The organism is Alkalimarinus alittae, assembly GCF_026016465.1.
Lineage (GTDB): Bacteria > Pseudomonadota > Gammaproteobacteria > Pseudomonadales > Oleiphilaceae > Alkalimarinus > Alkalimarinus alittae.
Map to the genome: position 1 here is coordinate 3,367,549 of NZ_CP100390.1, position 22,650 is coordinate 3,390,198.

General features: G+C 43.6%; 20 protein-coding genes. 7 read left to right on the forward strand and 13 right to left on the reverse strand.

Going from position 1 to position 22,650, the window contains the following annotated elements; genetic code table 11:
• Window positions 1-95 precede the first annotated feature (95 nt).
• The gene (locus NKI27_RS15220; protein ID WP_265046888.1) at window positions 96-1,067 is read right to left on the reverse strand and encodes a zinc transporter ZntB; all 972 of its coding nucleotides are present in this window, start codon (window positions 1,065-1,067) and stop codon (window positions 96-98) included.
• A 166-nt stretch (window positions 1,068-1,233) separates the two neighbouring features.
• Between NKI27_RS15220 and NKI27_RS15225 the strand changes: the two genes are divergently transcribed.
• Both NKI27_RS15225 and NKI27_RS15230 read left to right on the forward strand, forming a co-directional pair.
• A complete protein-coding gene (locus NKI27_RS15225; protein WP_265046889.1) occupies window positions 1,234-1,389 on the forward strand; it encodes a hypothetical protein in 156 nt (51 codons plus the stop codon).
• Complete coding sequence (locus NKI27_RS15230) at window positions 1,390-2,679, forward strand: OmpA family protein (protein ID WP_265046890.1); 1,290 nt, start codon at window positions 1,390-1,392, stop codon at window positions 2,677-2,679.
• A gap of 66 nt (window positions 2,680-2,745) precedes the next feature.
• On the opposite strand, the gene NKI27_RS15235 is transcribed toward NKI27_RS15230, so the two are convergent.
• The 4 genes from NKI27_RS15235 to NKI27_RS15250 form a co-directional block, all read right to left on the reverse strand.
• The gene (locus NKI27_RS15235) at window positions 2,746-3,315 is read right to left on the reverse strand and encodes a mechanosensitive ion channel family protein (RefSeq protein WP_265046891.1); all 570 of its coding nucleotides are present in this window, start codon (window positions 3,313-3,315) and stop codon (window positions 2,746-2,748) included.
• Window positions 3,316-3,400: 85 nt separating this feature from the next.
• Window positions 3,401-4,756 (reverse strand): magnesium transporter, encoded by a 1,356-nt coding sequence (locus NKI27_RS15240; RefSeq protein ID WP_265046892.1) that lies wholly within the window; start codon window positions 4,754-4,756, stop codon window positions 3,401-3,403.
• Window positions 4,753-5,619: a magnesium transporter MgtE N-terminal domain-containing protein gene (locus NKI27_RS15245; protein WP_265046893.1), complete on the reverse strand. Its 867-nt coding sequence runs from the start codon at window positions 5,617-5,619 to the stop codon at window positions 4,753-4,755. The genes NKI27_RS15240 and NKI27_RS15245 overlap by 4 nt, the downstream gene beginning before the upstream one ends.
• Window positions 5,597-6,556, reverse strand: a complete 960-nt coding sequence (locus tag NKI27_RS15250; protein WP_265046894.1) for a mechanosensitive ion channel family protein — start codon at window positions 6,554-6,556, stop codon at window positions 5,597-5,599. Before NKI27_RS15250 ends, NKI27_RS15245 begins: the two co-directional genes overlap by 23 nt.
• A gap of 329 nt (window positions 6,557-6,885) precedes the next feature.
• On the opposite strand from NKI27_RS15250, the gene NKI27_RS15255 reads away from it, so the two are divergent.
• Together NKI27_RS15255 and NKI27_RS15260 are read left to right on the forward strand one after the other, a co-directional pair.
• Window positions 6,886-7,968 carry a peptidase M42 gene (locus tag NKI27_RS15255; RefSeq protein ID WP_265046895.1) on the forward strand — a complete coding sequence of 361 codons (1,083 nt, stop codon included), beginning with the start codon at window positions 6,886-6,888 and terminating at the stop codon, window positions 7,966-7,968.
• 53 nt (window positions 7,969-8,021) lie between these two features.
• Window positions 8,022-8,552, forward strand: a complete 531-nt coding sequence (locus NKI27_RS15260) for an MgtC/SapB family protein (RefSeq protein WP_265046896.1) — start codon at window positions 8,022-8,024, stop codon at window positions 8,550-8,552.
• Window positions 8,553-8,778: 226 nt separating this feature from the next.
• On the opposite strand, the gene rluF is transcribed toward NKI27_RS15260, so the two are convergent.
• The 4 genes from rluF to NKI27_RS15280 all read right to left on the reverse strand — a co-directional run bounded on the left by rluF (window position 8,779) and on the right by NKI27_RS15280 (window position 13,357).
• Window positions 8,779-9,735, reverse strand: coding sequence for a 23S rRNA pseudouridine(2604) synthase RluF (gene rluF, locus NKI27_RS15265; RefSeq protein ID WP_265046897.1), 957 nt, complete (start codon window positions 9,733-9,735; stop codon window positions 8,779-8,781).
• A gap of 150 nt (window positions 9,736-9,885) precedes the next feature.
• Window positions 9,886-11,193 (reverse strand): ABC1 kinase family protein, encoded by a 1,308-nt coding sequence (locus NKI27_RS15270; RefSeq protein WP_265046898.1) that lies wholly within the window; start codon window positions 11,191-11,193, stop codon window positions 9,886-9,888.
• A 38-nt stretch (window positions 11,194-11,231) separates the two neighbouring features.
• The gene (locus NKI27_RS15275; protein WP_265046899.1) at window positions 11,232-11,909 is read right to left on the reverse strand and encodes a fumarylacetoacetate hydrolase family protein; all 678 of its coding nucleotides are present in this window, start codon (window positions 11,907-11,909) and stop codon (window positions 11,232-11,234) included.
• A gap of 53 nt (window positions 11,910-11,962) precedes the next feature.
• Window positions 11,963-13,357 (reverse strand): FAD-binding oxidoreductase, encoded by a 1,395-nt coding sequence (locus NKI27_RS15280; protein ID WP_265046900.1) that lies wholly within the window; start codon window positions 13,355-13,357, stop codon window positions 11,963-11,965.
• A 238-nt stretch (window positions 13,358-13,595) separates the two neighbouring features.
• Between NKI27_RS15280 and serA the strand changes: the two genes are divergently transcribed.
• Window positions 13,596-14,825, forward strand: a complete 1,230-nt coding sequence (gene serA / locus NKI27_RS15285; protein ID WP_265046901.1) for a phosphoglycerate dehydrogenase — start codon at window positions 13,596-13,598, stop codon at window positions 14,823-14,825.
• 70 nt (window positions 14,826-14,895) lie between these two features.
• Here the strand turns inward: serA and NKI27_RS15290 are convergent, their stop codons facing one another.
• Both NKI27_RS15290 and NKI27_RS15295 read right to left on the reverse strand, forming a co-directional pair.
• Window positions 14,896-15,552: an OmpA family protein gene (locus NKI27_RS15290; RefSeq protein WP_265046902.1), complete on the reverse strand. Its 657-nt coding sequence runs from the start codon at window positions 15,550-15,552 to the stop codon at window positions 14,896-14,898.
• A 50-nt stretch (window positions 15,553-15,602) separates the two neighbouring features.
• On the reverse strand, window positions 15,603-16,523 hold the full coding sequence (locus NKI27_RS15295; protein WP_265046903.1) for an alpha/beta hydrolase: 921 nt from the start codon (window positions 16,521-16,523) through the stop codon (window positions 15,603-15,605).
• A gap of 307 nt (window positions 16,524-16,830) precedes the next feature.
• On the opposite strand from NKI27_RS15295, the gene NKI27_RS15300 reads away from it, so the two are divergent.
• On the forward strand, window positions 16,831-18,135 hold the full coding sequence (locus tag NKI27_RS15300) for a DEAD/DEAH box helicase (RefSeq protein ID WP_265046904.1): 1,305 nt from the start codon (window positions 16,831-16,833) through the stop codon (window positions 18,133-18,135).
• Window positions 18,136-18,375: 240 nt separating this feature from the next.
• Window positions 18,376-19,692 carry a mechanosensitive ion channel family protein gene (locus tag NKI27_RS15305; protein WP_265046905.1) on the forward strand — a complete coding sequence of 439 codons (1,317 nt, stop codon included), beginning with the start codon at window positions 18,376-18,378 and terminating at the stop codon, window positions 19,690-19,692.
• Window positions 19,693-20,081: 389 nt separating this feature from the next.
• Here the strand turns inward: NKI27_RS15305 and NKI27_RS15310 are convergent, their stop codons facing one another.
• Entirely contained in the window at window positions 20,082-21,413 is a 1,332-nt protein-coding gene (locus NKI27_RS15310; protein WP_265046906.1) for a hypothetical protein, read from the reverse strand.
• Window positions 21,414-21,562: 149 nt separating this feature from the next.
• Window positions 21,563-22,528, reverse strand: a complete 966-nt coding sequence (locus tag NKI27_RS15315; protein WP_265046907.1) for a hypothetical protein — start codon at window positions 22,526-22,528, stop codon at window positions 21,563-21,565.
• Between the last annotated feature and the right edge of the window lie 122 nt (window positions 22,529-22,650).

The following is a 22,650-nucleotide window of genomic DNA, read 5'->3' on the forward strand; positions in this document are numbered from 1 at the left end:
CGCTCCCCCTTTAAAGTTTCCGCGTGTATTTGCGGCGCCTAATACACGCGAAAATAGCCGTTTTAGCTTGCTAAAGTCAACTACTATCCCCCTCTCTAAAACCAGCGTTTAACTTTAAATAACCACACTTGCAAACTCACTATAACCACTAAAAACAATATAAATATCATAAACGAGTTTGAGTTATCTGCGCCTGGTATCCCGCCTACATTAATACCTAAAAGCCCAGTAAAAAAGCCTAGTGGCAAGAAGATAGCCGCAACAATAGACAATACATACATACGATTATTCAGCTGCTCTGATAACCGATTTACCAATTCTTCCTGAGTCACTGCCGCACGGTCACGTACTGAGTCTAAGTCTTCGATATAACGGATTAGGTGGTCGGTGGTTTCACGCAGCCTAACATGATCGTCGGCAGAAAATAACAGCATTTTGTCACTCAAAAGCTGCAACATGGCTTCTCTTTGGGGTGCCAAATAACGCCTCAAAGAAATAGCCTGCCGCCGCAGGTCCGCTATTTCACTCCTTAATGAATAAGACTCAGCTGTAAGTACTTTTTCTTCTATTTCAGCTACTTTATCTTCGGTGTCCTGAATCGTTTCCTGCATTCTGGCAATCAATCGATCGGCCAACATTGCAACAAACTCACCGGGGGTTTCTGGCCCTTCCTTGGCATCGATTAACGCGGCGATGTCCTGCGCAGATAATAGCGAACGTTTACGCGTACTAATGACTCGTTTCTCATCTACCCACACACGTATAGCGACCATATCTTCAGGGTCAGAGCCTGCAGCCAAATTAACACCGCGCAATGAGAGCAAAACGCCACCTTTTAAGGCCGTCGCGCGAGGCCGTGTTTCTTCGCTTAAAAGCGCATTAATGACCACTGGGTCTAGCGCACTTTGTTGTTCTATCCACGATATGGCATCGGGATGTGTATAGTCAAAGTGAAGCCAAGTGCACTGCTCTTTTGATACTCCTCTTGCCACGTCGTCAACAGTAATAGGCACACCTTTATCGGGCCCGCTTAACGTATAACCATAAATGAGTGCGTTTTTATCCAAGTTCAACCTCTTAAAAATAGCCTGTTAACGCTGTAAGAGTATAGCTAATTCGCGCTACAGCAAAGCCTTTAATGGTTATTTGGTCTAACGAAAAATTATTAAATGCCTGATCGTTACCTAAACTTACAGTACTAGGTTATAACAACCTAATTATGGAGAAATACACATGACTACGTTATGGAATTATTGTCTACTTTTAAGCCTTAGCTTGCTGCTTTCGGCTTGCGCATCTAACATCAGCCTCTCTGAAGCCGACATGCAGCGACAATACCCTGCGGTAAGCGAACTTCAAAACCAACTGTCAGACGCGCAAGATCAATAAGTGAATATCTTTTCACCTACCTTATACAAGCAAGCAAGTCAGTCTTACTCAGACGCAATAAAATGGGCTTCCGCCGATGACCCAAAAGCGAATAGCTTTGCTCAGACAGGGCTTTCAACGTTGGCTAAAGCCAACGCTAATGCCGTGCAGTCACGCTACATCCTTGAAGAAGTACTTAACGCTCGCAGCAAAACCATTGCAGCTGGGGCCAGTACCAGCCAAGCTAGCAAATTTAAAGAGGCAGAAAAGTCTTTTCTTGGGCTCACAACGCTCATTGAATCAGGTAAGGTGAGTAAAGCCAAAGACGGAAGAACTGAAGTACTTAAGGCTTATCAGCAACTCGAATTAATCGCACTTAAAGGCGACACCGTCGAGCATGCAAAAATGGCACTTGCTAGCGCTAAAAAAAGTGATGTGGATGATCACGCGCCTAAAACACTTAAGTTAGCCGAAGAAGAATACCAATTAGCACTAAACGTGTTCGATGCCGACCGTAATAATGTAGATAAAGCCGCAGTGCATGCCAACAGGTCTCTGTGGTATTCACAAAGAGCGAGCCAGATTAGCGAAACATTACGCCACTTTGAATCTTCAGACTACTCAGAAGAAGACAAGGTACTTTGGTATCAAGAACAAATTTCGAGGTTAGCCGCCCCTATCACAAATGAGGTTGCTTATAACTTACCTAACAAAGAAGTCATAAAGGGCTTAAACGCTGATATCCAGGGCATCATTAATGCTAATGCGGTCTTGTTAGGTGAATTAGAAGCCTCAAGCGCTGGCAAGCAGCAACTGGCAAGAGAGAAAGAAGAAGTATTAATGCTGTCTATGCAAGCGCAACGAGAAAATCAAGCCGCGGCCTCTAAGTTTGCATTTGTACAGTCACTATTTACGCAAAATGAAGCAGAAGTATACCGTCAAACCAACGATGTATTGATTCGTGCTTATGGCTTTGATTTCCCTTCAGGTAAAAGTGAAATTGAGTCTACTAACTTTGCCTTGCTGAATAAAATTACCGAGGCTATAAGCACCTTTCCCCATGCAAAAATTCTAGTCTCGGGACACACCGATAATGTAGGAGGGGATCAGTTCAACTTGAGTCTTTCAGAAGCGAGAGCCGAAAAGGTCGCTCTGTTCCTCAATCAAGTCGGTAATATTCCGATCGAAAGAATTGAGTTTAAAGGGTACGGCAAACAAAGACCTGTCATCAGCAATGAAACGGCAGAAGGTCGCGCGGCTAATCGTCGTGTAGAAATACTGATTATCAATGGGACTCAATCTAAAACATAAAGCGCAATATGCAATTTATCTAAACTAGTGAGCAACAGAGGGGCTTTTATTCCCCTCTCGCTTTATTCAAGGTTCTTTGTGTACCGGCAAAGGGATCTTTCCTACACCTTGAAGTCGGTCACGAGGGTTTACTATTGTAGGTCTGGATAGAAGCAAATTATTAGGATAGATAATCACTTCTCGGTCTTCACTAATCAGCTTGGTATTAAACAGGTTTATCTCTGAAATATACCCTTCAATATAATTATCGGCTTCAATTACTCGGATAAAATTACCCCGCCGATAAGAGGTATGAGCCAATAACAAAAAGAATGCAGTCACATTACTTAATATTGACCAACTAGCAAATAATGCAACACCCGTAACCGCTAATATACTGGCAGAGAGGGTCAGCAAACCTTTGAAGTCAAACCCCCACACAATCAAGCTGCTTGCTAAAGCACCAATCACCAGTAAGATATTAAGTGTTGAAAGTGCTTTTGAAATAGCCTCATCTTTCAACCGTCCATGGGCCGCCTGTTTTCTTATTCTGGGCCCTGCCACAAAACGGAAAACAAAATATATTGCCAGTATTACCACGGTGACGGCTAAATTTAATTTGTATTCTGCCATCCAATCAAAAATAACGGTTTGCACAACAACATCCTAAACAGTAAGCATTCAATGTCTATCACTAAAGATCTGCATCATACACAATTTAGTTAAAATAAGATCTACCGGACTAAACTAGGTAACTGGATAACGCTGCGGCAATTCCCAAGAAGGACATAAAACCCGCTATATCAGTCACAGTTGTTAAAATAATTGACGATGACTGGGCCGGATCTTGCCCTAGTTTTTTCAAACAAATTGGCACCAACGCCCCCGCCATACCGGCAATAGTCATAGAGATCACCATCGCTAACGCAATCACTATTGCCAACCCTGCACTTTGGCTCCAAACAAAAACCCCCGCACCACAAGTTAGCGCAATAGCAAGGCCATTGATAAACCCTGCCCTCGCCTCTTTTAGCGTAACAGTTAACCAATCGCGGGTAGTGATCTCTCTTAATGTTAACCCACGCATTGTAACCGCCAACGCCTGAGCGCCCGTGTTACCCGATTGACCCGCAGCAACAGGCATTAAAATAGCCAATGCAGTAAATTGCGCAATCGTTCCCTCAAACAACCCCACCACGGAAGCAGCTAAAAAACCGGTGAGCAAGTTGATCTGCAACCATGGCTGACGTTTTCGAACCGCAAAAAAACTACTCGATAACGCCTGCTCATCACGACTCGCACCCACCATAGTTTGCAAGTCAGCTGCAATATTTTCTTTTAATGTTTCAATAGCATTGGCACCACGAATAACCCCCAGTAGTCGATGATGAATATCCACGACAGGCAATATATCAATCACATTTTTCTGTAGCTTATCGGCAACATCTTCTTTGGGGTCGAGTGCTGCGACAAAGTGTAAAACGGGTGTGCTAAGGTCTGCTAGAGGTTGACTAGGTTCGGCGCAGACTAAATGCTCTAGCTCTATTTTTCCGGTCAGACGCATACTATTATCAAGTGTATAGATATAACGTCGCATAACGGCCGGGTACTGTGACAACTGGCCCATCACATCAGCCACAGTAATACTCTGGTTAACACACAAAACACGAGTATCCATCATATACCCTGCCGTATTTGCAGGGTAATCCATTAGTTCTCGTAGCTCATGTGCTTCATCGCTTCCGAGCAGTGCCAGATAACGATCTCGATCAACCACATCAAAGCGACTTAACAGCGCAGCACAAGGGCCTGCATCCATAGATCTAAGCAGTCCTAATGCAGTCTCATCATTCATAAGCAACAACAGTTGCGCCCCAAAAGGCGGTGTTATTTGGCTATATATTCGTTGCTGTACAAATAAAGGGGCCGACACTAGAATGTCTGCAGCTTCTTCGACGACCATTGTTTCAAGTTCGCGTGCGGCGTCTCTTGGATAGTTCCGTAAAAACGCCTGAGTAAGCGCTCCTGCAGCGCTCATATTGAGACCGTTCTGCACTGCGGTTTCCTGATCTGATAGCGCCGAGGGTTCAGTCTTCATTTTTGTTTTCTCGCAGCATTAGCACTTCCACCAAACAGGTTTAACACCCCTGTCAGCGCGCTTAAATACACTTGACTTACATCTGAAACAATATCAGCGGTAGGTATAGGTCTAGCATCGGCCATCGACTGTTCTAGTCCTCGTCGTAAATCAACATGCCTCAATAACCCTATCAATTGCTTATGCCTATTAAGCACCACCAATGTGTCATAGCGGTGCCACCCTTCATGCTCGGCAACCGATACCAAGCTAGCTCGACTCGATAAAGCAGGTCGAGTCGAATCAATCAACGTCTCAATGGCTAAGTCATCATGTGCGCTTAGTAATGCTCTAACGCTAACCAACCCCACCAATTGAATCTGATCATCTACTAGTGGAATGGCGTCACTGTCGCTTACACCCTGATTGCTGGCCAATCGTTTGAGTGCGGCACCCACAGAAATGCCCTTGGGCAGCATGATGATATCCGCCGTCATTCTGGCACCGACGGTATCCTCTGAATAACTTAGCAACAACAGGCAAAGCGCCGCTATTTTATCCGGCATCACTTTAAGCAGTGTTTTGCGTTTACTGCTCGGCATACAACGTAGTATCGCCACAATATGGTTAGCATCACCATCGGCTAAAAAGCTCGCAGCCAATTTTATCGGTAGCTGGCAGCAAAGCCGCGCAGCATAAGGAGGCAGCATATGCATTAAAATACGGTGAGCCTGATTGGCTGGTAGCGCCTCCAGCAATTGTCGAGCGGCCTCCGCACTTTGTCCCTCAAGCTCTCGTGCTGCCGCATTTACATGGGTTTGAATAAACGTTTTGGCGACACTTAACTCATGAGAAGCCATATCAATCTCCTGCTTTATGCTCATCGTTAATGCTACCTGGGGGCTCATCTTTAGATGCTATATCTTCTTTAAGTGCGGCCTCTTTCTTTTGAAATAAGCTTTTTAATAGCGAACCGCCGCTCGCCGTTTGAGATTCAGATACCATTTCACAAACGTGATCATTAAATAGCTTGCCCGGCACAGTAGCACGACCTTTTTCAGTGTCGAGCACCAGTGCCGTTGGGGTAATCTCCAATAACTCACCATCAACGCCAGCGATATGAAGGTGCTGACCGATTTGAAAGTGCTTACGTGCCGCCTGCACACCGATAATATTGGCGACATATTCACGCGCCCCCAAACCAAACGCTAACGAGAACCCGGCAGATAAAACACCGGCCATAACGATCAAGGTGGTGGTCAAAAAGTCCACATTGATTCCCAACTGCTGAACACCAATAACAACCGATGTCAGTATCACCGTGAGCTGAGCAGTCGTACCCAGAATCTCAGCCTTTTCTACACCCGCAGAGTTAGCAGCACTAATCGTTGCCGTGCGTATTAACCCACTACAGGCAAAGCCTGCCAGAATAATAAGCAGGCCGGTTAATAGGTTGGGTAAATACGACAACAAAGCACTTGATAACCCTGAAAAGAAATCCCACTGCAACAGGTTTGCACTGGCCGCCCCAAAAAATAGAAATACCGCCCAAAAGACAATATTCCCACCCCAACGAGCATAAGAGAGTATTTGCGTATGTAAACTATCACGCTTGCCAATACTGGAAGGCAGCATTGCAGGTAAAGCTAATATCATCTTGCGTGCTAATACGCGTAATAAACGAGCCGCGAGCCACCCCACCAATAACAAAAGTACTGCAGCAATAACCTGAGGTAAATGCTGAAATACCTGATTTATAAATTCTTGGTAAGTTTCTTGTAGCGCCCCTTGCCAATCAAACAATGCTTTTTTATCCGTCATTTTATATTGCCTATCAATGAAGGGTCGTTAAATTACGTCCTTTATATCTATCCACTTAAGTCCATTGAAGCTTAAAAAGCAATCAAACATTGCACGATGATCTATTATCAAAATAAGCGTTTTTTGATATGTAAAGAGCGAGGCGGTGCAACGTTCGCTAAATACTCATTGTATTACATTTAAAATGATGATATTTAGCACTTTGAATACCCAATTTGTTACTAAAAATTTATATTTTAGTTGGGACGCCCAGACCGTCAATTCATGATGTAGCAAGCATCAACCCAGCAACAACCCTTTTTGATAAACATGACCTGGACTGACTAACAATGAGCAACGCTTTAACTGGAACGCAACTCCCCTCTTCATTTATTGAATTATTAACTTCACTCATACGAACACCGAGTGTGGTTGGGGCAGAACATTCTTTTTTCCGCGTATTACAGCGTGAACTAGAAGAACGTGGCGCAAAGGTTAGTTGGTATGAAGGCGTCTTGGTCGCTCAGGGCAATAAACCAGATAGTGTCATGTTTTCAGCGCATATTGATCGCCATGGGTTGATGTGTACAGGCCCAAACGAATTTCAGTATGCCGCATTTGTCGCCGGTGCTCGCTCAGACTTGTTAGGCAACTCCGTTGGCGAACTATTAATGAAAAAAATTGTCGACCGTTTTGCGTCTGAAACCGTATTTGCTTACGAACCCTGGTCAGGTGCCTATCGAGGACAAGGCGTCATTGATCGTACCTATATCTGCGAATACCGGAACAACCTGATCTTCGAACTCAAAGGAATGGAACACCTTGTCGCCGGTACACCGGTTGCATTTACCGACAGATTAAAAATGACTGACGAAGCGCTCGTTGGCCAATTAGATAACGTACTTACCGCAGCAGCCTTAGTGTATATGTTTGAGATGGGGTTTCAGGGCACAATGTTTTTCACCGCCCAAGAAGAAGCAGGCAAGAGCTGGCGTTATTTACTAGAATGGTTCCGTCGCTTTGGCAGTTCAACTAACCGACTCATCGTGGTCGATACCAGCCCCTATCCAGACTTGGAAACGGCTAAAAAGCAGCATTTGGTATTACGAAACAAAGATGCCAACGCATCTTTTAATAAAGAACTAACAGGCAAACTCGTGTCTTTGTGTGAAGAAAATGGCATTAGCTATCAATTTAAAGATCAATACGTTGAACAAAAAAATGTCGAGCTAATAGCTAAAGGAGAAGAGCCTCATTCAATTGGCTCAACTGAAATGGGACGAATTATTTCATCGTCTAACGGCTTAGTTGATGGGACCACATTACAGATTCCCACCTCTGGCTACCATACACTCTCTGAGTCAGCACCTTTAGAGTCCGTTAGTGCCTTTATAAAAGCGTTAACTTTATTAGCCAACCTAAACTCGAAGTAAACTTGATAGACTACCGTTATATACGAAGACTATAGATTAATGAGCAATCTTAAATGAATTGGACATTTTTATTTGATATATCCCCTTATGACTGGCCTTCTATAGGAACCGCTATTTTTTGCGGTTCTATTATTGGTCTTGAGCGCCAGTTGAGAGGCAAGCCTGTTGGGATCAGAACATCAGCATTAATAATCCTAGGCACCTACTTATTCTTATCCACCGCCTTCATGCTTGAAGGCGGGACCATGGATCCATCTCGAGTGGTGGGACAAGTTATCACCGGGATAGGTTTTTTAGGTGCAGGCGTCATGCTCTCTAAAGAAGGTGTCGTGGTAGGTGTAACCTCCGCCGCATCAATTTGGGTACTGGCTGCGATTGGCGTCATAATCTCAACGGGGTCACTAATCGCTGCGGTTAAACTATCAATATTGGTAGTTACCATACTATATGGCGTTGACTTGTTAGAGGGGCAGACCAAAACATTCACACGAGGTGTCCACACTAAAGTACTGGAGTTCACCGAGGGAAGAAAAATAGCCCGACGACAAAACAGACTGCGCAAGAATAAGCTTAATAAGAGCTGATAATGCCCCCCCTGTGTTTGTCATTCCAGCGTATGCCCCACTCCTCGCATCATTCCCGCGCAGGCGGGAATCCACTAACCCCTGGCATCTAAAATTGAATTAGGTGGCCAAGGATGACACATCAACCCGCGATATATATTCTTACTAATATATATCGCCCATAACGCAATCTTTTTTCAAAGCATTCTTGTACGAAGCAGTGGTGGTAAGTGCGCGCTATAGCCCGCTACTTTACTCCTCGCTTACCTCTAACCTGCTTTGAATTCGGTTTAGGCTTCGACCGACCATTCGAGACACGAGGCTTAGCTGTGCTTTTTTTTGATCTTGGCTTTGCAGTCTTCGATTCTGACCTCGTTGATCGAGGGTTACGTTTCCCGTCGTCCTTCTTGGGTTTGGTAGGCTGGTTTGAAGCGGTTTCGGATTGCAACTCTGTGGTATTCGACACTGAAGGGGTTTTATTTGAAGAGGCCACTGCTTGGTTTATTTCAGCCATTTCCTCATCGGTTAAGTTGCGCCACTGCCCTACCTTTAAGTTGCCCAAGTGGACTGACATAATACGGGTACGTTTTAGTTTTGTGACTTCGTAGCCGAGGTACTCACACATGCGACGAATCTGACGATTGAGCCCTTGAGTGAGTATGATTTTAAAAACAAATCGACTTTGAATGGTCACTTTACAAGGTTTAGTGACCGTATCGAGTATCGGGACACCACGTGACATCCGTTCAACAAAGCGCTCACTCAACGGTTTATCGACGGTGACGATGTATTCTTTATCGTGAGCATTTTCAGCTCTTAGTATTTTATTAACAATATCGCCATCACTGGTCAGAAATATTAAACCTTCTGAGGGTTTATCTAGCCGTCCAATGGGGAAAATTCGCTGTTTATGGCGTATATCATCAATGATATTACCTTTGACTCTATGCTCGGTGGTGCAGGTAATGCCGATCGGTTTGTTGTACGCAATATAGACACGATCAGACTTGTTATCGGCGCTTGCTTTTATGCGCCGTCCATCAACCAACACCTCGTCGCCAGGTGCGACCTTTGTGCCTAGTTCTGGGAGTTTGCCATTAATGGTCACTCTATTGTTTTCAATGAGCTTATCAGCCTCACGGCGAGAGCAAAAACCAGACTCGCTGATATATTTATTAAGCCGTTTTTCGTTACTTGAATCCACAAATTGTTCCGATAAAAAGAATAGATCTAACCGCTATTTTGGCTAGGTGCCGCCACCAATAGGCGCGCTGAAAAACTAATGCCATTATATTAACGGGGATGACCACATAAGTATAATAATCAAACTTTCTTAGTTATGAATGCTGTATTTCTATTTCAAATACGCTTCTAATTCATTTCTAAATGCCGCTTGTACACCTAAATTTTTCATCATCCAGTAATGTCCTGCAATTAAACGGTCAATAAACAGGCTTTCTACTGGAGGCTTAAAAGAGTCTAGGTGCTTAAATACCGTCGGGGCTTTTGACGCGACTTTAGTGTGCAAACTCGCTTGTGCGAAATCGTAAATTTCATCTTTATGCTCAAAGGGTGTGATAAAAATATCACGCCACATTGCGTAATACCCTTCATCCAAAGCGGGTTTTCCTTCTACTCTGACACCCAATTCAATCAAGCGTTTATCAAGTAGTTTGTAGTCTTTGCCAATACCCGCATTAAGCGCGGCTTTGTAGGCTGTCACAATTTCTGGCTTTAGCTGCTTAACACAGCCAAAATCGTACATGATGACGGTGCCGTCTGGGCGGAAAGCGAAATTTCCAGCATGCGGGTCGCCGTGAATACACTGAAATTTAAACAGTTGGTCTGCCATGGTCGTGAAGATGCGATGACCGATTAGGTTAATGACATCTTGGGTATATATAGACCGATCAAGCTCACTTAAGTGATCCCCTTCTACCAACTCCATCGTCAATATCCGGCGTGTCGATAACTCATCAAGCACGGTTGGGATTATAAGCCCTTCGTCATCCTTATGAAATTCTTGAAACCGCTTTATGTTTGTAGCTTCGTTTTGATAATCCAGCTCTTCATGTAGCCGCTCGAGTATCTCTTGAAATAATTGGTCTACGCTTTCTTTGGGTATTTTAAGCAAGCCACCCAGTTTAAGGGTCATTCTCAGCTGCTTTAGATCTGAATCACAAGATTTATCAACCCCAGGATATTGAACCTTTACAATAACTTCACGCCCGTCTTTAGTTTTTGCTCGATGTACTTGTCCTATCGACGCAGCGGCATATGGTTCTTGGTCAAACGTGTCAAAAATAGCTTCAGGTTCTGCGCCAAGCTCATCTTTTATCTGCTGACGAATAAGCGAGAAGTCCATTGGAGGGGCTTCTTTTTGAAGCTTTTGTAGCGCAGATGAGAACTCTTTCGGTAAGAAATCTTGCGTTTGCGAGGCAATTTGCCCGACCTTCATCACGGCGCCCTTTAACTCTCCTAGTGTCGATACGATATCATTTGCCATTTTATCGTAGGTTTTCGAGCGGCGGTCTTCTTTCTCGTCATCAGAACTAAAGCTACTTCTCACCTTTTCTGACGCATAGCGGCCCGCGACGCTAGCGGTCATGCCTGCTAGCTTCATAAAGCGCCCAGTTCGGGTCGTCACTGATTTCTTAGCCATAGCGTTATTATCCGACAGAGTCTATTAATTAGCGTCTATTACTTAACGACTGTCTCAATATACAAGACAGATTCTAGACTTGCAGCCAGTTTAGCACCAGACGGCAAAAGCCCTACTCCAGCAGGCGTACCTGTTAGCACTACATCCCCCGGCTCTAGTGTAAAGTGCTGGCTAATATAGGCTATTAACGGCGTTACCGCTGTAATCATCTCATTAGTATGACCATGCTGACGCAGCTTGCCATTAATACTTAATGAAAACTCAATATTATCTGAGTTTTGTATGGCGTCAGGGCTTACAAAAACGGATAACGGGCAAGCACCATCAAAGCTTTTGGCAATCTCCCAGGGATGTCCTTTAGCTTTTAATTCGCCCTGCAAGTCTCGCAGCGTCAAATCCAAAGCCAACCCGTAACCTGCAATCGCCTCTTTAATTTTTTCAGCACCGCCATTATCTTCTCTAACGTCCGTTAACGGTTTGCCGATCAGGATCGCTAATTCAACTTCATAGTGCGTGTCTCCCTTTCCTTTTGGCAATGTGATTGCTTCAGAGAAAGGTGTCACCGTCGTCGCTGGTTTTATAAAAAGAATGGGGGTCGATGGGATGGGGTTATTAAGTTCTTTTGCATGCTCGGCATAATTACGCCCCACACAAACAACCTTACCTAGTGGGGGTTCAAATTTTGCGCCATCAGAAAACTGATGTTGGTAGGCCATAACATCTCCATTTGAAGGTATTCCGGGTGAGCAGGACTCACCCGGGCAGGTCTTTATAGGTCGATCACTTTCCCTGGGTTCATGATATTGTTCGGATCAAACACACGCTTGATTCCCTTCATATATTCAATCTCAATAGGGCTTCGGGTGTAGCTCAAATAATCTTTTTTAGTTAAGCCTACACCGTGCTCAGCAGAAACACTGCCGTTATACTTTTCGACGATTTCGAATACCCACTTATTCACTTGTAGGCACTTCTCGAAAAAATCTTCTTTTGCAAGATCTGCAGGTTTAAGAATATTGAGGTGTAAGTTTCCATCGCCGATGTGACCAAACCAGATAATTTCAAAATCAGGGTAATGCTCTGTAACGACCGCATCAATTTCTTGTAAAAACTGAGGCACTTTAGACACCACGACCGAAATATCATTTTTGTACGGTGTATGGGGCGCAATAGACTCTGAAATACCTTCGCGCAAACGCCACAAGTTTTGTGCCTGTGTTTCGCTTTGACTGATCACGCCGTCAACAACCCAACCCTCTTCTACGCACTTTTCAAACAAGGCCATAGCGTCGTCCATCACGTCATCTGAAATTGCTTCAAACTCTAGCAATGCATAGTAGGGCGCTTCACCTTCAAACGGTGCTTGAACATCACCATGAGCCAATACGTGCCCCATCGCTTGGTGAGAGAAAAATTCATACGCGGTTAAGTCGATCTGCTGCTGGAAGGTCTGAAGAACATCCATGGTATTGGTTAAGTCGCTTAAACCTAAAACCAGAACTGTAAGGTTTGTCGGTTGACGCGTTAGTTTCATCGTTGCTTCGGTAATAAAACCGAGAGTTCCTTCGGCACCAATGAACAAATGGCGAATATCATAGCCGGTATTGTTTTTCTCAAGGTCTTTGTTCAGCTCAAGGATATCGCCATTACCGGTCACAACTTTAAGCCCTGAAACCCAGTCACGGCTCATGCCATAACGAATCACCTTAATACCACCTGCATTAGTAGATAGATTTCCACCTAACTGGCTTGAACCTGCAGAAGCGAAGTCCACAGGGTAATAAAGCCCTTGCTGCTCGGCGTAGTCTTGTAGTTGTTGAGTAATAACGCCCGACTGACACTTAACCGTGCGATCACTGGCACTAAAATCAAGGATTTGATTCATGTAATCAAACGACACAACTATTTCGCCATTAGTGGCAACCGCGCCAGCACTGAGTCCTGTTCGACCGCCTGAAGGTACAAGCCCGATATTGTGCTTATTAGCAAACTTAACCACAGACTGCACTTGCTCCGTGCTCTTCGGGAACACAATCGCTAAAGGCTTAGGCTCATGGATTTTTGTCCAGTCTTTGCCAAAGGTCTGCAATGAGTCTTCATCAACTCTTACTTTACCTTCATCAACCAAGTTTTTTAGCTCTTCAATCATCTGCTCTGGGGCCATAGTTCTCTCGAAACCTTTAATTCACAAAAATCTTGCTAAAAATAGCGGTGTCTTGATTAAAATCACGCCGACTCTATATTTGATGCCGTGCACTCACTGCTAATTATGGTATCATATCGCGCTTATTCTGTTGATCTCGGCTTGCTATTTCAATGAAAATTTCTTCAATTAGTCATTTTTATTTCTCCAGCCAGCCTGATTCTATTGCTTCCTACCATGCAAAGGTTAATCAAACATCATGACTACGACGTCACTCGATAAGAGCAAGATTAAATTCCTTCTTCTTGAAGGGCTTCACCAATCCGCCGTCGACACCTTGAATGCTGCTGGCTATACCAATATCGAATACTTGACGACTTCTCTTTCAGAAGAAGAGTTGATCGAAAAGATTAAAGATGTTCACTTCATTGGTATTCGTTCACGTACGCAGCTCACAGAGAATGTTTTTGCCGCGGCTAAAAAGCTAATTGCAGTAGGTTGTTTCTGTATCGGAACCAATCAGGTGAATCTATTAGCAGCCCTTTCGAAAGGGGTTCCTGTATTTAACGCACCGTTCTCAAACACTCGTAGTGTCGCTGAGCTTGTATTAGCTCAAGCGATTTTGTTGCTACGCGGTGTGCCAGAGAAAAACGCAGTTTGTCATCGTGGTGGTTGGTTAAAATCAGCTGTAAACAGCTATGAAATCCGTGGTAAGAAACTCGGTATTATCGGCTACGGAAGCATCGGCACTCAGTTTAGTGTTTTAGCTGAATCACTCGGTATGAAAGTTTACTTTTATGATGTCGTTACAAAGCTACCGCTAGGAAATGCCACTCAAGTAGGGACATTAAAAGAGTTGCTTGAAATCTCTGACATTGTCAGCCTTCATGTTCCTGAAACACCTGCCACTAAATATATGTTTGGTGCTGAACAGTTTGAGCAAATGAAGCAAGATAGCATTCTTATGAACGCTGCGCGCGGCACGGTTGTTGATATTGAAGCTCTAGCTGAAGCGATTAAAAGCAAGAAGCTATTGGGTGCAGCGATTGATGTATTCCCTGTTGAACCTAAATCAAACAAAGAGGAATTTGTTTCTCCATTACGTGGTTTAGACAATGTTATTCTTACGCCTCATGTCGGTGGTAGCACCATGGAAGCTCAAGAGAACATTGGTGTTGAAGTAGCTGAAAAGCTATCAACCTACAGTGACACAGGTACTACCGTATCATCGGTTAACTTCCCTGAGGTAGCGTTACCTGCACACCCTTCTAAGCACCGTTTGCTGCATATTCACGAGAATGTACCCGGCGTTCTTTCAGAAATTAACAAAGTCTTCTCTGATAACGACATCAACATCGGTGGTCAGTACCTACAGACCAATGAAAAAGTCGGTTATGTAGTTGTTGAAGTAGACAAAGAGTACAGCACTCTAGCGCTAGAAAAGTTAAAGGCGGTTAAAGGTACGATCCGTTGTCGCGTACTTTACTAGGCTGCTTTTAATCAAACAGGTACAAAAAAGGGGCTCTAAAGCCCCTTTTTTATTACTCAACGATTAATTATTACTTCAATGGTAATAATTTCAACTCTACACGTCGATTTGCTTCACGACCTGCAGCCGAACTGTTGCTCGCAATTGGGTAACGAGGTCCAAGACCGGATGCATGTATGCGTCCTGATGGAATTTCTTGGGTCTGCAAGAAGTACTTAACACTATTAGCACGTTGCTCACTTAACGTCTGATTTAAGCTTAACGAACCCGTTGAGTCGGTATGACCTTCAACCTGTATAGCCGTCTCATCAAACTCCTTCAACACAACCGCCACTGACGCTAACACATCTGTAAAGTTACTTTTTATATTAGACTTACCGGTATCAAAGGTAATGTTGCCAGGCATGATCAGTGTAATCTCATCGCCAGAACGAGCAACCTGTACACCTGAACCTTGCAGCTGGTGACGTAGTTTAGCTTCTTGCTGGTCCATGTAATAACCAATACCGCCTCCCATTGCGCCGCCTGCAGCAGCACCAATCAAGGCACCCTTACCACGGTCTTTTTTGCTTGAAGAAGCAACACCAATCGCAGCACCCGCTAATGCACCAATAGCAGCGCCAGTCGTTGCACTAGACACTTTTTCTTCACCTGTGTAAGGGTCGTATGTCATACAACCCGATGCCAACACAGATACTATTGCAATACTTAATCCCTTCCGAATCATTACTCTACAACCTCCTAATGGTTACTAATTTTTAGTTTAATCGATTCACGTTAAGACGATGCTAATACACCATCAATATAATTGAAAACGTCCTGTCGTATTTCTTCGGACTCATTCACTAAATGATGTCGCCCTTTGGGCAGATAATGTACATCTACCTCAGAAAATTTCTGTTGTAGAACCGTAATATTGTGACGCCAGTCTACGGTCATATCTCGTTTACCCTGAACAATTGAGACATGGCCTTTTATAGAGCCGGTACTTTCTATCGCTCTTATCCACAATCGTAAAGCCGTAATCCACTCAATAGACATTATTCGCGACTGCAGCGGGTCATGTTTTTTTAGAAATTTGATAAACACTGGATCATTACTATTTTCTGAAAAAACACGCTTCCAAGTACTAATAAAAGGCCCTACGACAGAGTGCATAAATAATGCGCCCTTCCACCCCATCGGTCTGACCAATGGCGCCAGCAAAACCACCTTTTCAAAAAACGGTTCAGCAAACTGCTGGGTACGATTTAACAAATGATCAATCAACACCGCGCCACCTGTACTCTGACCAATACCATAAAAAGGAGCGGTTATATTGTCTTGGCAAAGTGTTACGCAGCTTTTTAAGGCTAACTGATAATCATCAAACGATTTAATCGCCGTCGGTCGACCAGACGATAAACCATGGCCTGGCAGATCATAGGCAATAACGGCTAGGTTTTGCTCAAGGCAGTGTTTAATGAGGTGCCCATAAAGCCCCACATGATCAAAATAGCCATGAAAAATAAACACCGTTCCCTTTATCGTTTTTGGCAGGTAGTAATGCATCGCCATACGATAACCAAGCGAATCAAAACTCCCTAAATAGTGATTTACATCGGGCAGCGTATCGCAAAAATCGATCTGATAATATCGGCAGTATCGCTTTGCTTCTTCAGTCAATTCAGGGAGATTTTTAAAGTCAAAGACTGGCATTCCAGCAATTAACCTACTCCGAGTCCATTCTTGTGTCATAAACAATATTCAACAATTACAGGGTATATTTGAAAGTTCGACTAGCCTACCCCAAAGTCAGACTAATGGCGAAATAATATCATCTTGAAATAGCCCTAGAACAGCCTGATTAGGGATATTTATAGATATCCAGCGCTAGAAGTTCTCTATTTTATTGACTCGCTTAAATAACATTCCGCTCTGAAGTGAAATGATCTCACTAAGCGAGACGAAATCCTTTATAATTCCCTTTCAATTTTGACTGTACGCGATTTACATAGGATTTTTCATGATATTTTCATCTTTAGATTTGGCTCCTGAAATTCAGCAAGCCCTTGATGCCTGTGGTTACAGTCAGATGACCCCGATTCAAGAGCGCGCAATTATTCCTGCTCGACGAGGCCGCGACATTTTAGCTAATGCCCAAACGGGGACCGGCAAAACCGCTGCATTCGCTATACCCATTCTACAACGGCTGCACGACAACCCAAAACCAACATTATCGGGTAATACGCGTGCACTAATTCTAACGCCGACCCGCGAACTTGCCGAACAATTAGCAGACACCATTAAGCGCTACGCACAGTTCTTACCGCTTTCAGTCATCGCCCTCTATGGCGGCGTGAAAATGAGCGGCCAGCAGAAAAAACTTAACGCCGGTGTCGATATCCTTATTTCAACACCTGGGCGCTTGCTAGAGCATATTGAACAGTGCAACGTTAACCTTTCTAAGGTTGAATATGTAGTACTGGATGAAGCCGACAGAATGCTAGATATGGGGTTTATTGCAGATGTGCAATCTCTGCTTCAAAAAGCACCTAAGAAGCGCCAAACATTATTATTTTCTGCCACCTTATCCAAATCCGTTAACGAGCTTGCACACAAGCTATTAGTTAACCATGAAGTGGTGAGTGTCGCGAAACAGAATGCCACTGCCGATACGGTTAAGCACACTGTTTACCCTGTTGAAGAGCGCCGCAAAGCCGAGCTGTTTGTAGAACTCATTAACAAATACAACTGGTTTCAGGTGTTGGTGTTCACCAGCACAAAAGCGCAAGCAGATACGTTAATGCGTACGCTAAAAAAAGAAAAGTTTGATGTAGCACTTTGTCACGGTGATAAAAGCCAAGGCTCTCGCCGTAGAGCAATAGCCGATTTTAAGTCGGGTAAAATTCAAGTTCTCATATCAACAGAAGTCGCTGCTCGCGGGCTTGATATCCAAGGTCTTGAGCATGTCGTTAACTACAACCTACCCTACCTTGCAGAAGATTATGTTCACCGCATAGGGCGAACAGGACGTGCGGGAGCAGAAGGTCAGGCCATCTCATTTGTAAGCCGTGAGGAAGAGCGCGTACTTGATAATATAGAACGCCTTATTGGTTACACGATAGAGCGTGAAAGCCTACCTGGTTTTGAGGTAGGTAGCCGAGAAACACTATGGAATAACTTGGCAGAAAGCCCTCGCGCTGCCCGAACAAACAAGGCAACGCAAACCAAAATTATTCGAAACAAAGTAAATGCAGCAAAAAGCGGCAACCGAGGCCCTAATCGAGCCGCAGCAAAAACAACTAAGAAGAAAAAAGGTAAATCGTAGATAGTTATCGGGGCGTGAGCAGTTCAATAATACGCCCCTCCCCATTTTGCGTATCAAGCTATACTTAATCGCTACAGCGCCATACAACGCATAAATTAAGGTGGTGGACATCGACTCTGTCATCGAAAAACGATAGTTAGTTATTTGTGACAACTCATAAACATAGCACTACACTTTCAAGTAAGCGTCACTGAACAGCAACCTTAGTCTCGATACACAATAAGAAGAAACAACCACTCTATGGACATAAAACCAGTTTCTACAACGTTAGAATCCTTGTTTAAAACCGCTCAGTTCGCAATCAGTGACAGCAGCACTTATATTCAACTGGTTGTTATTGCCGTTATCTATGCATTGTCGTTTGCGGTTGCTTATAAAATAAGGCGTAACGTTGGCCTTACTCGTAATGAGCCATTAGATAGCGCTCACCCTGTGCGTAAACTAGCCTTTAGAGTTGGCGGAATTTTATTTCCACTATTAGCCATCATACTCCTTCAAATTTCTACAATGGCAGGTAAAAGTCTCGCCTTTACACCTTGGCTAATTGAAACAGCCATAGGTATTGCAGTATTGTTATTTTTCAATTCTTTGATACGTGTTTTTGTTCAGCATTCGTTCGCTGCATCTTTGTTCAGATGGATCGGATTACCCATATTAATATTACATTTATTAGGCTTGCTACCTGCCGTCGTTAAGGCGCTTGAAGAAATATCTTTAGACGTCGGTAACATCAGTATATCTGCTTACGGTGTCACCAGAGTGCTGATTTTTGGCAGCTTCTTATTTTGGCTAGGCCGAGCCTCAAGTACCTTTGGCAAAGCAGTCATTAGAAAACAACCATCGCTCGATGTCCCGACCAAAGAAGTATTCAGCAAACTATTTGAAGTAGTACTTTTTTGTATTGTTGCACTGCTACTGCTCAACATTATGGGGATCAATTTAGCCACATTAGCCGTATTTGGTGGCGCACTCGGTGTCGGGCTAGGGTTAGGCTTACAATCCATTGCCTCTAACTTTATATCCGGTATCATTATCTTACTCGATCACTCACTGACAGTAGGCGACTTTGTAGAGTTGGATGATGGCCGAAGTGGCATTGTTCGAGAATTTAGAATGCGTTATACCGTACTAGAAACCTACGACGGGAAAGATATTTTAGTACCTAACGAAAAGTTCATTTCTTCTTTGATGGTTAACTGGACTCACAAAGATCCTAAGCAAAGGTTTCGTGTCGATTTTTCTGTGCCGTATTCAACAGACGTACGCAGCATGGTTGAATTTATCAAAGTAGCCGTAGCCGAACATGAACAAGTTATAAGCGGCCCTGATGTGCCATTTGAAGAGCGTCCAGACTGTGAGATAGATAGTTTTGGCGACTCTGGCATCAACATGTTTGTCGAGTTTTGGATGTATGGCGTTGATGATGGTAAAAACAGAGTCGGCGGAGACTTGATGCTGATTATTCTAGAGACGTTAAAAGAAAATGGTATCGAAATACCCTTCCCTCAGCGTGAGGTTAAAATCCTTAACCCTGAACAATCTACTATTAAGAAATAAACAATAAGGGAGTACATAGCTAGTTCCTACCCTGACACACTGTCAATGCAGCTTTATGTCATCCTCGCAAAGCAAAGGCGGGAATAGCGGTAGATAATGGGTAAGCCCAAGCGGTATAACCACAGCATTAATAAATTGTGAACTAGGTATACCGCCCTCCATTTTTTACAAAATTTCAAATTGCTAACCCCCATCACTGAATCAGAGGAGGTACAATTAGCACACAACCCACAAAATAGAATTCTATATAATAATATGCAAGATCTTGAACCTTTGCCCGCCACCAAAATTGGCTTGAGTACGTCCGAGCGCGTTATCTTAGTGACCATTGTGAGCATTTTGCTTTCATTTGGTTTATCGCTACTCTAGTGCTGATAACTCCCCGCCCGCTAAAACCTCGCGGCGTATTCGCGGTATAAACGATCAGCGTTTCCTCTCTGTTTTTCAAGCATTTCTAGGCGTATTTCTTCCATTTTTTTAAGTAATTCTGTCAACGGTGATCCGGCTTCAAGCTTTTTATCTAATAAACTGTCCGAATAAGCGCGTTGCTGGGCTCGAATTTCTTCTAGCTTTTCGAGTGCATTGTTAATTACGGTAACGTTTAAGTCTGCCGACGGCGCCTGTTCGTCACGCTTCGATAGTAGAGTACCATCTATGGGTATAGGTATAGGGCTGAGTTGCAGCGCTCCAACCTCAGGCTCAGACTGATCAACTAGGTCTATCTCTTGAATAGTTCTGACCTCACCGTCTTCCATTAAAACGAGTCCTGATGATTTTATATCACCTAACACGGCACCAGATGGCGAGTGAAGATTAAAATGACCTTCAGCACGCCCCAAATATATTGCACCTACACCGACCTCTTTTAATGTTTGAAGCTGCTGTTCACCCTTTTCATTACCCACCCATATTTTCAACTGTGAGAAGATCTCATCATTTTCATCTATCCATAGATTGCCATCATGGTCAAACTCCGCCAGTTCAGCAAAGCCTTGCCCTGTTCGCGTACCAAATAGCTCGGTTCCGTTATCAACGATGCCATTCGCATTTTTATCTAACACTAAATAGCCACTGCCCGAAGCAAGAGACGCAATCACCTCATCTGCTCCATCGCCTTCTAGGTCAAACTCAAAATACTGGTCAGTTAAGCTGACAGAATCAGTACCGAAATTTATCACCAAGGGATCTCTCATCTGCTGAACGTCCATTACAAATGATTCAGAGGTTTCATAAGTGGCTTGCTGGTTTAACTGAAGATAGAGCGAGAAATCGATCTCTCTGCCATCTTCAGTTTTGATTACACCATTAGAACTAAGCGCTAGATCCTGTGACTCAGAAACAAACTGATAACGCGACATTTCAATCTTCGCTTGCCCAGAAAAACCAGGAATAGCAGGCCCTACGGGTTGTCCATTTTTTATAGTCAGCGCATGAATGGCTTCTTTGCCGCTTAAAGCAACATCGACCATTTCGGTTAGCAATCGGTTATTTGAGAACTCGTTTGAAGCGTCACCATCGCGAGAAACAAGACTATTTGAATATAAATATAAACGGTCTTTAGAATGATATTGGTACGTTGCTTCATGCTCAGAGATTGCTGAGTTTCCAGAAACAGAAGGCGAGCCACTAGAAAGCCTTATAGAGGATTTTTCTTGCTGCTCAAGCTTACTAGATTGCGCAGCTTGAGCCGTTAGTTGAATAGTACTAGCGTCAATTTTCACGTTTCTCTCCTCTCCACAATCGCCACTAGAGAAAAGGTAGGCCTACTCTAATTCTACTAAAAGGCGGCGATAAGCGTTTAGTCTAATTAGCTTATCGGCCATTTGAAGAGAAGCATGAGAGGGATTTTTATCTACATAAGTGATCTGGTTTATTTTTTATCCACGGGGACCCATTTACCCTCACTATTTTTACAAACGTCGTTATCTGTTGTTTCTTCACTACCATTCACGGTCTTGAAGTAGAGCTGTATTGTTTTACATTCTTGGCCTTTATATTGATACCCTCTTACTACGGTCAACTTACCGCCATTACCACTAGAGGGGTTTCTCCAAGCCTGAAACTTCTGACCTTGGTTCTGTAAAAGTTTTGCAGAAGCTTCATAAACGAGTTCGAAATCTTCATCGGTTAGCAAGCCTTCATTTTTCAAGCTAGCACGCACCCTATCTTCCGTCCCTTTTAATAATTCGAAAGGCGTTGATACAATTCCTTTAAAGAAACCTGTCACCGCACCTTTCCCTGCCTCTTCACTAATACCTTTGGTGTTTTCAACAATATGTTCAACCCGTGTTAGATACCCTGGAATTTCCCCACGGGTTGTTTTAACTTCTTCTAATACCTTAGGAACTAATGGAATAATTTTATCGACCCGCTGATTGGTTTCACCCACAACCGCGGTAACACCCTCTACCGACTTTAATATAACAGGAAGCTCTTTTTGTAACTGTGCCACTTGCTTCTGAAGGGTATCAACTCGATCTAATATGGCAGGCAATGCGCCTCTAACAGCTTCAACTTCACTCAGCACCCCAGGAATTAATGCCCTAACCTTAGCCGTTTCTTCCAGAATGGGCGGGATTGATTCTGTGGTTTTATCAATGGTTTTTAGTATATCTGGCACACGCTCTAAAATGTCGGGAACGGTCGTGAGAATCGGCTCAATGTTATGAGTCGTCCGATCAATTTGCTGGCTGACAGTACTAACTTGATCGAGTATTGCGGGTATTTGCTTACTGACACTTAATAGCGAGTAAGAGAAATAAGCAATCGACCCCGCTATTAAGATCAAGGCAAATGAAAATAGTTTATCCCTGGCAGGTTTACTCGGCTTATCCATAAGGTAGTATCTCGCAGTTTTCGGGTGGTAAGTGGGTATATTCTAACGTCAGGTTAGTTTGCCCATCAACAACAGCCTAATCAATAAAGAATTTTCGCAGACGAAAAAAAACCGTGATTTAA

What these genes read in the sequence shown, in the direction of transcription:
- NKI27_RS15270 (WP_265046898.1), bottom strand. Translation starts at nt 11,193, where the DNA reads ATGGCTAAGAAATCAGTGACGACCCGAACTGGGCGCTTTATGAAGCTA.
- NKI27_RS15300 (WP_265046904.1), top strand. Translation starts at nt 16,831, where the DNA reads ATGATATTTTCATCTTTAGATTTGGCTCCTGAAATTCAGCAAGCCCTT.
- serA (WP_265046901.1), top strand. Translation starts at nt 13,596, where the DNA reads ATGACTACGACGTCACTCGATAAGAGCAAGATTAAATTCCTTCTTCTT.
- NKI27_RS15260 (WP_265046896.1), top strand. Translation starts at nt 8,022, where the DNA reads ATGAATTGGACATTTTTATTTGATATATCCCCTTATGACTGGCCTTCT.
- NKI27_RS15255 (WP_265046895.1), top strand. Translation starts at nt 6,886, where the DNA reads ATGAGCAACGCTTTAACTGGAACGCAACTCCCCTCTTCATTTATTGAA.
- NKI27_RS15240 (WP_265046892.1), bottom strand. Translation starts at nt 4,756, where the DNA reads ATGAAGACTGAACCCTCGGCGCTATCAGATCAGGAAACCGCAGTGCAG.
- NKI27_RS15275 (WP_265046899.1), bottom strand. Translation starts at nt 11,909, where the DNA reads ATGGCCTACCAACATCAGTTTTCTGATGGCGCAAAATTTGAACCCCCA.
- NKI27_RS15290 (WP_265046902.1), bottom strand. Translation starts at nt 15,552, where the DNA reads ATGATTCGGAAGGGATTAAGTATTGCAATAGTATCTGTGTTGGCATCG.
- NKI27_RS15225 (WP_265046889.1), top strand. Translation starts at nt 1,234, where the DNA reads ATGACTACGTTATGGAATTATTGTCTACTTTTAAGCCTTAGCTTGCTG.
- NKI27_RS15245 (WP_265046893.1), bottom strand. Translation starts at nt 5,619, where the DNA reads ATGAGCATAAAGCAGGAGATTGATATGGCTTCTCATGAGTTAAGTGTC.
- NKI27_RS15250 (WP_265046894.1), bottom strand. Translation starts at nt 6,556, where the DNA reads ATGACGGATAAAAAAGCATTGTTTGATTGGCAAGGGGCGCTACAAGAA.
- NKI27_RS15280 (WP_265046900.1), bottom strand. Translation starts at nt 13,357, where the DNA reads ATGGCCCCAGAGCAGATGATTGAAGAGCTAAAAAACTTGGTTGATGAA.
- NKI27_RS15315 (WP_265046907.1), bottom strand. Translation starts at nt 22,528, where the DNA reads ATGGATAAGCCGAGTAAACCTGCCAGGGATAAACTATTTTCATTTGCC.
- NKI27_RS15295 (WP_265046903.1), bottom strand. Translation starts at nt 16,523, where the DNA reads ATGCCAGTCTTTGACTTTAAAAATCTCCCTGAATTGACTGAAGAAGCA.
- NKI27_RS15305 (WP_265046905.1), top strand. Translation starts at nt 18,376, where the DNA reads ATGGACATAAAACCAGTTTCTACAACGTTAGAATCCTTGTTTAAAACC.